Genomic DNA, 14,735 nt, shown 5'->3' on the forward strand with positions numbered 1-14,735 from the left:
GGAATCAATCACCGGGAGGAGGGAACCCTATCCAATGAGACAGGGCTCCCCAATGATTGTGATTTATTTTGCTCCCGCTTGGGCTTGTTTCTTCTGATCCTCTGCCTTTTTTTGCAAAGCGGAAAGCGCTTGCTGCGGTTCGACATCCATATAAAATCCTTGCGTCGTATTGTTCAATTCTTTGCCCATGTAAACGCCTAACGGTATATCCCAGAAATACATTGAATTTTTGGCGTTTATTCCAGTTTTAGCCAGTTGCTCGCTAAGTGGCGGCAGATCGCCCGGATTCGCCGTAAATTGGTAGGCGAGCATACTCCCCAGCTTAGCCAATGCCAACTGCCGATCCTGAGAGTACATGAATTTGATAAACTTCTTGACTTCCTCGGGATGCTTCGTAGCCGCGCCTACGGAAAAGGCATTGGTCGGCGTTTGCAGATAGTCGTCCTTGCTGCCTTTACCGCCCGCGACATCGGGGAAGTTGAAAAAGCCTACTTTATCCCCCATCGACTGCACCAAATTCACATTGCTCGCGGATGTCAGACCGATGTACATACCGGCCTTGCCCTGGGCCAATTTGATTTCCGATTCCGGCCGGGTCAAGCTGTTCACATTTTTCTCAAAAGCGCCGCGTTTGACAAGATCCTGCATCATGGTAGCCGCTTCTACGAAAGGCTTATCCGTCCATGAGCCCGTTTTCTCAATGACCGTTTTTTGATAAACGTCCGTACCGCCGATCCGCTCGGCAAGCATCATAAAGAGAATGGTGCCGACCCACGGCTCTTTATTCGGCATTGAAATCGGAACAATGTCATTTTTCTTGAGGACATCGATAATGCTCAACAGTTCGTCGTATGTTTGCGGAGGCTGGAGGTTAAATTTTTGAAAAACGTCTTTATTGTAATAAACGACCTCCAGATCCTGGGTCAACGGCATCGCATACGTTTTTCCGTTGAATGTAGTGGCGCTCAAAGCGGATGGAGAAAATTTGCTTTTCAGCTCCGGCGTTGAATTCAGGAATTCCGTCAAATCGTATACTCTGGACGATTCCGCGAAGGGACGTAATCTTTCCAGCGTCCATGTTTGAAAAATATCCGGCACATCGTTGGCAGCCATTCTGGTTGTTACGGTCGTTAAATAGTTGTCGCCGCTCGTATTATCGATTACTTCAAAATCGATATTCGGATTTTCCTTTTTGAACAGTTCGACATTCTCCTGCATCCATTGCGCCCGCGGGTCCGCAGAACCGCTGTTTTTGGGATACATCAGCTGCAGCGTTACTTTTTTACCGGATTGCGCCGCACTATTTGTTCCGTTTGTGCCCGCAGCAGGCGCACTCCCTCCTCCTGAAGAGCATGCGGCGGCAATCAATGTCAGAACCAATCCTGCAACGCCCGTTTTGAAAGCATTTCCAAACCTTTTCACTCCAAGTTCCCCCTCCTCTATTCGTTGTCGCAACCGGTTACATAAGTAAGTGTAAGCTATTACGGAAGCAATCAGTAGATCACAAAATGTACATTTGGTTTAAAATCATGACATGAAATCAAAACAATTCTTTATAATAATCCCGGTATTCGCTCGGACTGACGCCAGTTATTTTTTTGAATTTTACGGAAAAATAATGGGGATCCTCAAAGCCCGTCCTGCTGGATATTTCGTAAATTTTGAAAAGCGGATTTTGCAGCAGCTTTTTGGCCTGTTCGATTCTGATGTTAGTCAAAAGATCCGTAAAGGTTTCCCCCGTTTCCTTTTTAATCAGCCTGCTGATATAATTGCTGTTTAAATGAATTTGGCCGGAGAGCCATTCCAAGCTGACGTTCTGGGCATAGTACTCCTGCAGCAATCCGATTATCTGCTCAATCACTTTTTTATTCTGCGTCTTTATTTGCCGGTAAATCTCGCGAGACATCGAAATCACTGCTTTTTCAATCATGTTAAAGCAACCGTCCGAGGTTTCGCATACCAGAATATCGTTAAACAGCTTCTCCCTTATATTGAAATCCAGCTCTATATTGCTGCGCACGACAAGGCTGAGCACCTGCGCTGCAATTTCCACGCTCACCGCGCGGACAACGCCGGGACGCTCCTGGTTTTTGGAGAAGGATCGGTACAGCTCGGCGAGTTTTTGACGGCATTCCGCCTCATTTCCGACCTGAAGCGCCTTAATCATCTGCTTGCTGCATTCGGTGTAGTACGAATACGGAACGTTGTCTTCCGTTTTGTCCATAGCGTGCGAGACATCGGCATGAAAAATAATGGACCCTGCGCCCATGTAAAATACATGCTGGATGGCGTCCACCGCCTCCAAATAAGCCTGATTTGCATGACTTAACCACGGTTTCTTGCGGCTGATGCTGAAAGACAGCATTAACGGCAAATCCTTGGCGGCAAGCAGGCTCTGTATTTCTTCACAAAGCTGCGTTATCGTTTCACGGCGCTCCTCTTCCTTCGTCATATACACGATACTGAACCATTCGTCCTTTAATGGAACGAAATAACAGGACTCCCTATCCCCGACATACTGCTCCACGTTAGCCCCAATGACCGTCATCCAATACTGCTTTTCCTCTTCCTTGTCGAAAAAAACATCCAATTCATCCGGCTTGAATAAAATGACATATAGCGGCCCATCCAAAGGGATTTCATACAAGCGGAGCAGTTCGTCAGAAACCGGAGCACCGGATTCCATCTGTCCGTTCAATAGTAATTTTCTTAAAAAAATACTGCGGTAAATATGCAGCTGCTGTTGAAATTCGGTTTTAAACTTTGCCAGCTCGCGGCTCTGGCGCTCCTCCGACTGGATGTGCAGGACGGCATCTTCTATCACTTTTTTCATGTCCTCATATACAGTCGGCTTCAGCATAAAATGGAACACGCCAAGCTCAATTCCTTTCCGGGCATATTCAAACTCGCTGTACCCGCTCAGCAAAATGACTTTGGCCAAAGGGTTCGCCCTAATCGCATGTTCGGCAACCTGCATGCCGTCGTATCCGGGCATTTTAATGTCCGTCACAACAATATCCGGCTTCCATTGATCAATAGCCTGCAGCGCCTCATGTCCGTTGCCCGCAACCCCAACCAAGGTGCATCCGATGTCCGACCAGGGAACGGATTCGCTCAGACCTTTCCGGATCATCGCTTCGTCATCAATAATTAATGCTTTGTACATGGTCGTTCACCTCATGGTATGGAAGAGTAATGATGATCATCGTGCCTCTGCCAAGCTCGCTACGGATGTCCAAGCCGTACGGCTCCCCGAATAATAACCGGATTCGCTGATGGACGTTGAAGAACCCGATTCCCGTATGCATTCTCAGCTCCTGAGGGGACAACAACGTATGCACCTTCTCTGGTGTCATACCGCATCCGTTATCTTCAATCGTGATCTTAATGAATTCCTGATTCGCAAAGCCTAAAATTCTTATTCTTCCTGCTTCCAACTTGTTTTCGAACCCATGCAAGATAGCGTTTTCAACTAAAGGCTGTAAAGTTAATTTAGGAATTCGCGCATGTAATAATTCTTTCGGAATATCCATAAAAACTCGAAGATTGTCGGTATAGCGGATTTGCTGAATGCCCACGTACTTTTTGGTGTGCTCGTATTCTTCCTGAATGGTTACAATGTCCTTGCTCCGGTTGATGCTGTATCTCATAATATCGGCAAGCATAGTCGTAATGTCGCAAATTTCGTTCACTTTATGGATTCGGCCAATCCAGTTAATGGCTTCCAGCGTATTATATAAAAAATGCGGATTGATCTCCGCCTGCAGCGCACGCATTTCCAATTCATACTTTAACCTCTGCAATTGAGAATCTCTTTCGATTAATTGTCTGATCCGGTTCATCATGTTGTTAAACGTTGTAGCAAGCGACGTTAATTCGTCGTTGCCGTTATAATTCAGATTGACGGACAAATCGTTAGCTTCTATATTCCTCATTTCACGGATGATTTGTATTAACGGCTTGGAAATGTTACTGGCAATCACTTTAGCCAGCAAAATCCCGACTACCGTAAACAATATGGCTACGACGATTACCCAATTGCGTACAACCTCGATTCCCGAATACAGCTCCTTAGTCGGTATGCTGAATAAATACGTCCAATGCGTATATTCCGATTTATAATAACTAAAAAACATCCCGTCCGCTTTATCTATGAACGATCCGGTATCGCTTAAGAAAGCACTTACATTTGGCAGTGTATATGAACTGCCGATTTGATCGGCGTGATTGCTGGATATTATATAGTTGTCCTGCTCCAGAACGCGCAAATCCCCTTTGAAATCGCTGTTTCTAAATATTTTTTCCTTGACGAACAAAAGCAGCACTCCGTTGCTTTTCAGAGTGGACAAGTCATTAATCTGCCTCAAAACGGGAATGACCACTTTGTCATCCGGCCAAATCTGGGTTTTCATCCATACCATTTTACCGTCTCCGCGCGCTGCCGTCTGACGGTACTCAGCCAAAGAAAGAGGAAACGGTTCGTCGGTATTGCTTACAATTTCATCGTGATTGTTAATAAGAACGATTCTTTCGATATTGGAGTGGGAAAGCAAATAATTCGTCAGCAAATTTCGCAAATCGATTTTGAGCTGAACCGATTCCGGCGAATCCGCTATTCCGTTGGAATTGAAAAAACGCTTTACCTCAAGATCCTGAATAAATAAATAGGTGTCCAAATCCTGCTGCTTGAGCTGCATATCCATATTGTAGCTGATTTGCTTCAACACATTTTGGAAATTATCCTTGGACTTTCCCTGGAATAGGTACATGCTGAAATAAATGGCGAAAGTGCTGACTACGGTAATAGAGACAATGATCAGCAGCGGATACGTAAGGAGAAGCTTATTTTCGATTTTGTAATTTTTTAGTTGAAACCATCTAAAGCCAAGATGAGAATGTTGAATCAGTCGGCTTAAAGTATTCACAAAATTAAACCCCTCCTTGTTGCAGCTTATTTGTTTCATTTGTGTGTCAAGCTTATGGGTCCATTATAAAATATCTTGTATTCCGAAGAAAGACAAAATACTTTTATTGATAATGTGAGTTGAGTTATAAACTATTGCTAAATCAAAAGCTTCATTTCGGAAGCATGACCAAGTGCATGAGCCAAAATCATTCTCGTTGTGGTTTTCTGGATCTTGACTCTTTAAAATTGTCTTTTTATGCTAAAAATTTCTTCCAGCCAAATAAATAGGATAGGCGCATGCGAACGCATGCGCCTATCACAGTACTTCGTTTTTCGATTAATGCTTTTTCAACCGGATCACATTCCACGATGCCTTGGAAAGGTTCGCGAGCAAGGTCCCGTCCTCTGCATGGGCATTGCCGTTACTGTGCGGCTTCACCGCCTCGTGCTCAATGGTATTGACTGCTTTCAAATTGTCATTTTCCAGGACCAGGTGCTCAATGACACGGTATCCTGCAAAGCTCCGGATGTCGGTTTCCAACTGAAGTGAAGAATCCAGGCTGCGGTTTACCGCAAAAATCGTCACTTCTTCATCCTCCGGACGGTACACCGCCGTTGTCTCCAGATAAGGCACATCGGTGAATTCCTTACTATCGTATTTCGGAGAATGAACAACCGGATGAAGCGCAATCCCACGGCCATAAACGGAAGCGTGAAGATACGGATAGAAAATCGTTTGTTTCCAAGACCGTCCCCCATTCTCCGTCATGATTGGCGCTATCACATTGACCAATTGCGCGAGGCACGCCATTCGCACGCGATCGGCGTGCTTCAGTAAGGTGATCAGCATACAGCCGACCAGCAGAGCATCCTCAAAGTTGTAAATATCTTCTAATTGGGGAGGCGCGATAGTCCATGGATCAATCTTTTTGTCCGCTTCTTTGGAATGAAACCAGACGTTCCATTCGTCAAAGCTTAGATTGATCGTTTTCTTGCTGCGTTTTTTTGCTTTTATATAATCACATACCGAAATTACAGTACGTATAAAATGATCCATATCCAAAGAATAAGCCAAATAACTCTGTGTATCGTTATTATAGTTGCCATAATATCTATGAAGCGAAACGAAATCGACGTGATCGTAAGTATACTCCAGTGTCGTCGCTTCCCATTGCGGAAACGTAGGCATAGAAGTATTGGAGCTGCCGCAGGAAACGAGCTCGATGGAAGGATCAACCCATTTCATCACTTTTGCGGTTTCTTCAGCGATCCGTCCGTATTCTTCCGCTGTTTTGTGGCCAATTTGCCAAGGGCCGTCCATTTCATTCCCCAAGCACCACGTCTTGATCTTGTGAGGCTCTTTATAGCCGTGGCTGACCCGAAGATCGCTCCAGTAAGTACCACCCGGATGATTGCAATATTCCACTAAGTTCCTCGCATCATCCATCCCGCGAGTACCGAGGTTAACGGCCATCATCACCTCGGTATTGACCGATTTCGCCCACTCGGCAAATTCGTTCGTACCTACATGATTCGGCTCGACCGTTTTCCATGCCAGCTCCAGCCTACGAGGGCGCTCCGCTATCGGACCCACGCCATCCTCCCAATTATAACCGGAAACAAAGTTCCCCCCCGGATAGCGAATAATAGGCACATTCAATTGACGAATCAGATCAGCAACGTCTTTTCGATAACCTTTCTCATCTGCTAGCGGATGGCCCGGCTCGTAAATCCCACCGTAAACCGCCCGTCCTAAATGTTCGATGAACGAGCCGTAAATACGCGGATCGATGGCGGAGATCGTAAAATCTTTATCGAGAATCATTTTGGCTTTCAATGTCATTGCAGCATGCCTCCTGAGATATTGTAATGGCTATTCAAATCATCTGAAAAATCTGCGGGTTTACCCCTTGACTCCCCCAACTGTAAGGCCGGAAATAAAGTATCGTTGGAAAAAGATAAACAATACAAAGATGGGCAAAATCGCCAATACCGATCCGGCGATCAAAATATCATAATTGTTTCCATAGGGCGTCAATAGAGAGGCTAACCCAATGGGCAGCGTCAATTTGTCGTCTGTCCTTAATACGATTAATGGCCACAGGAAATTGTTCCAGCTCGCCATGGCTTGCAGAATCGCCATTGCGCCGAAAGCCGGTTTCATTAAGGGCAGCATGATTCGAAAATAAGCTCCATATTCCGAACACCCGTCAATTCGAGCCGCATCCATGAAATCTTTCGGCAAACCCGTTACATACTGCCTGAAGAAAAACACGGGCAGCGGTGCCACAACAAACGGAAGAATAACGCCCGCGATCGTATTGATCGTTTTCATGGCAATGGTTAATTTGTACAGTGGCAGAATAATGATTTCGACGGGAACCATCATCACAACCAGTACCATGGTGAAAACGATATTTTTCCCTTTGAAATTGTACATCCCGAGGCCAAAACCGACCATTGAGGAGAAAAGTAAACACAGGACCGTATATAAACCCGTGATAAGTAAACTGTTTTTATACCATATAAAATACTTTTTGGCAGATGCGGAAAACAGGAATAAGTAGTTTTTCAAGCTCATGACGTCCGGTTGAATTTTCAAATTCAATCCAAAGCGAAGCAGTTCTTTCGATGGTTTTAAAGAAGCTAAGGTTAAAGCAAACAGCGGAAAAATGGCAAGCACCGCAAGCGCGATAAATAGAAGGATGAGCAGGATTGTAGAGACTCTCCATGTTGAGCGTTCTTCTTTCACGGGCTTAGTCCTCCTTCCTGAACAAACCGAAAAATTTCAACTGAATCAAGTTCAAAATCATGGTCAATCCAAGCAGGGTAATGCCAATTGCGGAGCCCATACCCAATTTGTTTTGTTCCAAGCCTTGCTGGTAAATATATCCCACCATTGTTAAACCGATATTATTCGGGGATTTGTTTCCGCTCCATAACATGTAGCTTTCCGTAAACATGGCGAAGCCTCCGTATATACTGATCGTCAAAACATAGATCGTTACCGGCTTTAGCAACGGGAGTGTAATATTCCAAAACCTTTGGAATGTGCTGGCGCCATCGATTTCTGCGGATTCATACAACTCATTAGGAATGTTCTGCAAGCCCGACAAAAAATATAAAATATTAATGCCGGTCCATCTCCATACAGCGAGCATAACTAAGGCTAACATGCCGGTAGAAGCTTCAAATAACCAGCGATGGGGTGAAAATCCCACCAAACCAACAATTTGATTCAACAAGGAGCCGGGAAGCTCTCCGAAGATGAGCCGGAATATGGTGCCAGCCACCACTACTGACGTCAATGCGGGAATAAACAGGGTCGATCGGAAAAAGTTCTTCCATCTCATTATTTTCGAGTTCAACCATACCGCCAAGACGAGAGGTAACGGAATCAGCACGAGCAAGGTCCAGAAAGTATATACGGCGCTGTTTTGGATTGCTTTGAAAAAAGTAGGGTTAAACAATTTCCGGTAATTATCCAATCCGATGAACTTCGTTTCTCCAGGAACTACATCTTGAAAGCTCATCATGATGGTGTTAAATACCGGATATGCAAAGAATAATAAAAACGAAATAACAAAAGGGAGAACAAATGCGTAAGGAGCGATCTTTTGGGAATATACAAAACGGTTCCATAGGCCGCTGCGCTGCCTCGCCGATTGTTTCAGTGCAGTCGTTTGGATTTCCAAAATTATTCTCCTTTCTTCGTCCTGAATGACGACAATCACTAAGCCATGTTTCTTAAGGCTAGTGATTGTCATCGGATCCGAATCCTACGCCCTGATCTTTATAAGAAGATTACTTCCGTATTTGATCTGCCGCTGACTTGAGCACCTTCGCAGGATCCTCGCCATCATTCAAGACTTTGAACATAACGGTTGTTTTAACGGCATCAGCGGCTGCCGGAGTCAAATCGCCGATATTGACCGGATTGATTTCGTCTTTTACCGTGATTAATGTCTTAAAAATGTCTTTTCCGAAATATTGGGTAAACTTGTTGTCTTCATTTACTGCAGGATCGTTCCAAACCTCTTTGCGGATCGGATCGAAGCCAAGCTGTTTCCATATTTGGATGTTTCCTTCTTTGGAAAGCTTGCAGTATGCCAGGAATTTCATAGCCAGGTCTTGATGCTTGGATTGTACGGTAACCGCGGTGCCGGTACCCCCCATACCTGCGGACCGGAAGCCGCCGTCCTTCCAGGCCGGCATCGGTCTAATGATAATTTTCCCTTTCAAGTCAGGCATGTAATCCGTAAAGCGTCCCATGTACCACATCGGCATAAATACGGAAGCAGCACCGCCATTATTCATGAATCCGTAATATTCTTCTTTATGATGCCCGCCGCCCGGTGCGAGAGCAACGACTTTATCCTTCACCATTTTCTGCAGGAACGTTAGTGTTTTGATATTTGTATCATTATCGAGGACCACTTTCCCGTCTTTATCCAAGTAATCGGAGCCTTGTTGAGAAATCAACGGCCAGAAGCTCCATTGATCCGTCGTTTCCACCGTCCCCATCGGCTTACCTGTAGCGGCTACCACTTTTTTGCCCGCTTGGTAATAATCGTCCCAGGTTTTGATGGCATCCGCGTTGACTCCGGCTTTATCGAGAAGCTCTTTGTTATAGTAAATCACCTGGGCACCGACATGGAAATCAATGCCATAGTATTTGCCCGCTTTCGAGTAGATGTCCACACGCGCTTTCACAATGTTGTTCAGTTCCGGCTCCACAATCGGGTTTAACGGAACTAATCCCGGGGTTCCTTTTAAGTAGTTTGCAAATTTGCTTATTTCGATGTCCGTAAGATCCGGTGCCCCCGTTCCCGATTGAAGCGCTACCAGCAATTTATTATGCATATCATCGTAAGGGAAATTCGCTGCTTCCAACTGAATTTTTTCATTCGGATGCCCTTCATTCCATGTCTGTGCCATGCTTTCGTAGAACTTCTGATGCAAAGCGTTAAAGGTCCACAACGTGAGCTTCGTGCCGTCACCGGTTTTGGTGCCGCTGTCTCCCGGCTTTGCCGTATCGGCACCAGGGTCCGACGGCGAGCTGTTGGAGCATCCGGCTAGAAGCAGAGTGAAAAGCATTGCCGACGACAACGTCATTGAAACCATTTTGCGCATGTCCATTCCCCCACGATTAAATTATTATGCTTATCCCTTGGGATCAAAGCCGTAAAATATTAAGCGCTTTCAAATGGGTGACGAGAATATGGATTGCTTTTCCGAGAAATTGAAAAGTCATAATCGTGTGCGCAAACGTTCATTTCGTGTCCGTTAACGTTAGTAACGTGTACGTACACGAAGAATATAGCACTATAGTTATTGGTTGTCAATTCCATCTTTTCCGATAATCACCTTCACCATAATTTGACAAATGTAGCGTTGATCCATATACTAAAAAATAGGACTACCGTGTGCCCACACGATAAAGGCAGGGGGAATCAGCATGAGTGTGACTATAAAGGAAATAGCCGATATTTGCGGTGTATCTCACGGTACAGTGGACAGAGCCTTGAACAACCGGCCTGGAATCAGCGATAAGACGAAAGAAAAAATTTTAAAAATTGCCGCGGAGCTTAACTATTACCCGGATTTTCGCGCAAGAAGTCTTGCCAAAGGCACGACAAAGACGATTGGCTTGGTCTTGTTTGATTTATATAATCGTTCATTTTCACAATTAACCAACGCAGTAGAAACGGAATCACGAAGCAAGGATTACTTGGTCAATTTGCTCTTGACAGATAAATGCATACATTCCGAAAAGGAAGCTATTGAAAATCTGATCAGCCGAAAAGTAGACGGCATAATCCTGTTTCCGATTAATCAAGGCGAAGCATTCGAGAGTTATTTGACAAATCTCAACATTCCGATCGTCACAATCTGCAATAAGCTCTCAGATAAGTGGAGTTTTGTCGGAATCGACGACCGAAGTGCGATGAAAGACGCCGTAACCTATGTAGCCGGGAAAGGTTACGAGCGAGTGGTTTATATTTGCCCTCCTCTCGCTTACCGCCATCAATCGAATATCTACACACAGCTTGAACGGTTTGAAGGCTTACTGGCCGGTATGCAGCAGTGCGGATATACCGAAGAGCCCGTTGTGATTACCGAAAAAGATTATTTGAGGGCATTGAGCCGCATCGATTTAAAAGCATCCAAAACGGCTATTTTATGTTCATGCGACTTATACGCCTTGGAAACGATGAATTTCTTGAAGGATAGAAACTATCGCATACCTGAAGATGTCGGACTCATGGGATTTGATAATATCGACGTATTAAAGTATATCTCTCCCAAGCTAACGACAGTGCATTACAATGTCGAAGAAATGGGCTTTCGGGCCGTGGATGCCCTTGTACGTCAGTTGGAAACGCAAACTCCTTCTTCTACGCCTTTGGTTGAATACAAAATCATTCAAGGGGAGTCGTTATAAATCAATTCTGCGGATGGTCATTTCCTCCAGCCCGACAAAAAAAGCACTGCCTATTAAAGAGTTGCTGACTCTAATAGACGGTGCTTCCGTTGGCTTTTAGGAATCTATATTATCTTTCTGAAGTCGTCCGACCCATAATATCAAGGAGATCAAAGTAAATGCAATGAGTGCCAACAAAGGGATTGTAATGAAACCCAGCCAATTGATGTAGTCCGTATTACAGGGTACCCCTGCTGTACACGGCAATATTTTGGCTAAACCGGGGATTTTTTGTTCTGAATAATGATAAAGAGATATCATACCGCCTAAGATACTTAAAGGCAGTATATAGGATATTAAACTCCGATCATTTTTGTAACATGCCATGCCGAGTAAAATGACTAAAGGATACATAAAAATTCTCTGAAACCAGCATAGCTTACATGGAATATAGCCCATGACCTCACTAAAAAACAAGCTTCCTCCAACAGCAAGCAGTGATACAATCCAAGCTAAATAAAGGCCATATTCTTTGCAAACGGTTTTTATTTTCCCGCCGAGCATGATTTACTTATCACCTTTCCGGGCATTTTCAATAGCTGTCTTTAATGCATTATAATCAAACGCGTTCTCGAATTTTTTGCCGTTTATAAAAAGTGTCGGTGTTCCTGATACGCCTGCTTTTTTAGCCATATTGTTATTTTCGTCCACTTCCGAAGCATACGCCCTCGATTGGATTTCTTTTAGCATCTTATCATAATCCACCGCTATATTTTGCTTTCGGGCCAGGTCGGTCAAGAATTCCGGAGTAGCCCACTGCACCTTTTCATCACCTTGATTTTTATAAATAGCATCATAATATTTCCAATAGGATTCATTACTCTGATGATAAATGGAATGCGCCGCTAGCGCTGCCGTATAAGAATCGGGACCAATAATGGTAAAATCCATAAAATATAGAGAGGCTATGCCTGTATCTATATACTCTTTCTTTAGTTGCGGTTCAATTTGCTGGCTGAAATATTGACAGGAAGGACATTTGTAATCACCAAATTCAACGATTTTAACAGGAGCCTTAGGGTCTCCAAGGACCGGTAATTTGTCGTAAGCAAACTGGACAGGATTTGATTTTATATTTACTATCACTATCGTTGCATTAATCTTCTCTGAATCTTCATAATCTTCTGTCTTTTCTGAGTCCAAGCATAAAAAAATCCTTTACAATGAAATGGCAGGTAGTTCCTGTCCATAATTCACTGAAAAGGATTAAGCACATGGACAAGGATACCCTATTTTCTTCATTTGGTAAATGGTTAGCACCGATTTGTTCGAAAACGTTCAAAGATCGCATCGCAGCGACCGGGCAGGATAAATACGTTAAAAAGCTTACTACGCTGGCTTATCTCAAATTATTCCTACATGCTCAGCTTCAACAACGTGACGGGCTGCGGGAAATTGCAGACGATGTTCTATGCGAAGAGTTTCAGCAGGAACTGGATCTGAACACGATCTCCGCGGCTCAGTTAAGCCGCAAGCATAATCAAGTCGATTCTGCCCTCCTTGAGCAGGTCTTTACTGAACTGGTCGTCCGAATTCAAAAACAGGTGAACCCCTCTAGAATCCGCAGCGATTTCAAGATCATTGATTCGACAACCATTGGACTTTGCTTGCAAAAGTATAAGTGGGCTGTCTTTCGTAAAACAAAAGCCGGCATTAAGGTTCACCTACGCCTGGTGTATGTGGATCAAGATGACGTGATTCCAGAGAAAGCAGTCATGACGCCAGCCCGGAAAAACGACCGCACACAGATGGATTCACTCATCGATGAGACAGGAGTCACTTATGTGTTTGACCGTGGTTACGTTGATTATTCCACGTTCGACCGTTATTGTGATCAGGGTATTTTCTTCGTCACTCGGCTGAAGAAAAATGCGATCATCCGCCCGATCCATTCGTTTAAGCTTCCTTCGAACAGTAAGGTTTTATCCGATGAAATGGTGTACATCGGCACTCCACAAAAGCGGATGGAGAATGTCTTGAGGTTGATTCATACGGTCGATTCGGAAGGGAATTTACTGGCCATTGTAACCAACCGCTTTGATCTGGATGCCGATGAAATCGGCGAGATGTACCGCAAACGCTGGGCGATCGAGACGTTTTTCAAATGGATGAAACAGCATATCCGTATTAAATCGTTCTACGGCACAAGCGAACGCGCAGTGATGAACCAGATATGGATCGCACTGATCGCCTTCTGCTTACTGGTTCTGCTCAAACAGGAAGCAGAAACATCACATCCCTTATTACAGTTATATCGTTGGTTAAAAGTATTGCTATGGAAGCCGTTTGAGATGTGGCTGAATCGAATGAAGCAAAGACCAAGTCGAACCTCTGCCGGGCGAAGAAAGAGATAGCATTCTATTGTATCGCAAAAACCGCTAATGTATATTTTTACCAAATGGACAGAGCTACCTTTAATGGCCGCTCGACCTTTTGGACATCCGAGTAAATAAACTCTTTCAGAATTTTTTGACAATTTGACTGATCAACTTTTATGCAACACTAGTGGATTGTTATGAAAAAATATGAAAATTCATTGTTGAGGGATACATATTTTCATTTCTTTGAAGAAACCCAACTTTGTGTAATTGAAAACATGCTTGTTCAATATTATTGAAATGGAATAATGAACATACGTTAATGGAAATAATAATTCAGTCACTTCAACCAAAGTAACTGGAGGAATAAAATGTCTAATGTAAACCTCTCTGTAATTTATTACAGCTCAACAGGAGCAAATTATCAACTTGCTCAATGGGCAGCTGACGGCGGGAGACAAGCAGGCGCGGAGGTAAGAATTCTGAAGGTACCCGAGCACGCCCCTGAAGCTGCAATTCACGCAAATCCTGCATGGAAATCTCATTATGATGAGGCAAAGACTGTTTCTGAAGTGTCCGAAGGTGATTTGGAGTGGGCGGATGCAATTATTTTCAGCACGCCTACCCGTTTTGGTAACGTTGCCGCGCAGATGAAGCAGTTTTTAGATCGAACCGGCGGACTTTGGTTCCAAGGTAAGCTTGTAAATAAGGTTGTAAGCGCCATGACCTCTGCGCAAAATCCGCATGGGGGTCAAGAACAAACAATTCTAGCGCTTTATACAACTATGTACCATTGGGGGGCTATAATAGCTGCACCTGGTTACACAGACCCGGTCCTTTTTAAAGCCGGCGGCAACCCCTATGGGACAAGTGTCTCTGTCGATCAAAATGGAAAGATGATTGAAGATGTTCGCGAGGCTGTAATCCATCAAGCTAAACGTACAGTGACGGTAGCGAAATGGGTAAAAAACGGGCAACAACATTAAAATAACGGTACGATCAAAGGAGCGGCTGACAGCTGCTCCTT

Annotated in this window: 12 protein-coding genes; 3 read left to right on the plus strand and 9 right to left on the minus strand. The window is 44.3% G+C overall.

Annotation, left to right across the window (positions count from 1 at the left end; genetic code table 11):
- Window positions 1-63: 63 nt before the first annotated feature.
- From O9H85_RS12300 to O9H85_RS12330, 7 genes are all read right to left on the minus strand, one after another.
- Window positions 64-1,422 carry an ABC transporter substrate-binding protein gene (locus O9H85_RS12300; protein WP_269881681.1) on the minus strand — a complete coding sequence of 453 codons (1,359 nt, stop codon included), beginning with the start codon at window positions 1,420-1,422 and terminating at the stop codon, window positions 64-66.
- A gap of 118 nt (window positions 1,423-1,540) precedes the next feature.
- Entirely contained in the window at window positions 1,541-3,166 is a 1,626-nt protein-coding gene (locus O9H85_RS12305; protein WP_269881682.1) for a response regulator, read from the minus strand.
- Window positions 3,144-4,925 carry a sensor histidine kinase gene (locus O9H85_RS12310; protein WP_269881683.1) on the minus strand — a complete coding sequence of 594 codons (1,782 nt, stop codon included), beginning with the start codon at window positions 4,923-4,925 and terminating at the stop codon, window positions 3,144-3,146. The genes O9H85_RS12305 and O9H85_RS12310 overlap by 23 nt, the downstream gene beginning before the upstream one ends.
- A gap of 318 nt (window positions 4,926-5,243) precedes the next feature.
- A complete protein-coding gene (gene arfA, locus O9H85_RS12315; protein WP_269881684.1) occupies window positions 5,244-6,749 on the minus strand; it encodes an arabinosylfuranosidase ArfA in 1,506 nt (501 codons plus the stop codon).
- A gap of 60 nt (window positions 6,750-6,809) precedes the next feature.
- Window positions 6,810-7,622: a carbohydrate ABC transporter permease gene (locus O9H85_RS12320; RefSeq protein ID WP_409348139.1), complete on the minus strand. Its 813-nt coding sequence runs from the start codon at window positions 7,620-7,622 to the stop codon at window positions 6,810-6,812.
- Window positions 7,623-7,662: 40 nt separating this feature from the next.
- Window positions 7,663-8,601, minus strand: coding sequence for a carbohydrate ABC transporter permease (locus tag O9H85_RS12325; protein ID WP_409348135.1), 939 nt, complete (start codon window positions 8,599-8,601; stop codon window positions 7,663-7,665).
- 109 nt (window positions 8,602-8,710) lie between these two features.
- Window positions 8,711-10,039, minus strand: a complete 1,329-nt coding sequence (locus O9H85_RS12330) for an ABC transporter substrate-binding protein (RefSeq protein ID WP_269881686.1) — start codon at window positions 10,037-10,039, stop codon at window positions 8,711-8,713.
- 325 nt (window positions 10,040-10,364) lie between these two features.
- On the opposite strand from O9H85_RS12330, the gene O9H85_RS12335 reads away from it, so the two are divergent.
- Window positions 10,365-11,351 (plus strand): LacI family DNA-binding transcriptional regulator, encoded by a 987-nt coding sequence (locus O9H85_RS12335; RefSeq protein WP_269881687.1) that lies wholly within the window; start codon window positions 10,365-10,367, stop codon window positions 11,349-11,351.
- Between the two features lie 96 nt (window positions 11,352-11,447).
- On the opposite strand, the gene O9H85_RS12340 is transcribed toward O9H85_RS12335, so the two are convergent.
- Entirely contained in the window at window positions 11,448-11,894 is a 447-nt protein-coding gene (locus tag O9H85_RS12340; RefSeq protein WP_269881688.1) for a disulfide oxidoreductase, read from the minus strand.
- A 3-nt stretch (window positions 11,895-11,897) separates the two neighbouring features.
- Entirely contained in the window at window positions 11,898-12,533 is a 636-nt protein-coding gene (locus O9H85_RS12345) for a DsbA family protein (protein ID WP_269881690.1), read from the minus strand.
- A 71-nt stretch (window positions 12,534-12,604) separates the two neighbouring features.
- Here O9H85_RS12345 and O9H85_RS12350 point away from each other — a divergent pair, with 71 nt between their 5' ends.
- Together O9H85_RS12350 and wrbA are read left to right on the plus strand one after the other, a co-directional pair.
- Window positions 12,605-13,744 (plus strand): IS4 family transposase, encoded by a 1,140-nt coding sequence (locus O9H85_RS12350; RefSeq protein ID WP_269881691.1) that lies wholly within the window; start codon window positions 12,605-12,607, stop codon window positions 13,742-13,744.
- Window positions 13,745-14,079: 335 nt separating this feature from the next.
- Window positions 14,080-14,694, plus strand: a complete 615-nt coding sequence (wrbA, locus tag O9H85_RS12355) for an NAD(P)H:quinone oxidoreductase (RefSeq protein WP_269881692.1) — start codon at window positions 14,080-14,082, stop codon at window positions 14,692-14,694.
- The last annotated feature ends 41 nt before the right edge of the window (window positions 14,695-14,735 follow it).

The organism is Paenibacillus gyeongsangnamensis (genome assembly GCF_027533625.1).
Classification (GTDB): domain Bacteria; phylum Bacillota; class Bacilli; order Paenibacillales; family NBRC-103111; genus Paenibacillus_G; species Paenibacillus_G gyeongsangnamensis.

Bases quoted from the DNA above. Each gene is read 5' to 3' on its own strand.
- O9H85_RS12305 (WP_269881682.1), bottom strand. From the start codon at position 3,166: ATGTACAAAGCATTAATTATTGATGACGAAGCGATGATCCGGAAAGGT.
- arfA (WP_269881684.1), bottom strand. From the start codon at position 6,749: ATGACATTGAAAGCCAAAATGATTCTCGATAAAGATTTTACGATCTCC.
- O9H85_RS12330 (WP_269881686.1), bottom strand. From the start codon at position 10,039: ATGCGCAAAATGGTTTCAATGACGTTGTCGTCGGCAATGCTTTTCACT.
- O9H85_RS12335 (WP_269881687.1), top strand. From the start codon at position 10,365: ATGAGTGTGACTATAAAGGAAATAGCCGATATTTGCGGTGTATCTCAC.
- O9H85_RS12340 (WP_269881688.1), bottom strand. From the start codon at position 11,894: ATGCTCGGCGGGAAAATAAAAACCGTTTGCAAAGAATATGGCCTTTAT.
- O9H85_RS12350 (WP_269881691.1), top strand. From the start codon at position 12,605: ATGGACAAGGATACCCTATTTTCTTCATTTGGTAAATGGTTAGCACCG.
- wrbA (WP_269881692.1), top strand. From the start codon at position 14,080: ATGTCTAATGTAAACCTCTCTGTAATTTATTACAGCTCAACAGGAGCA.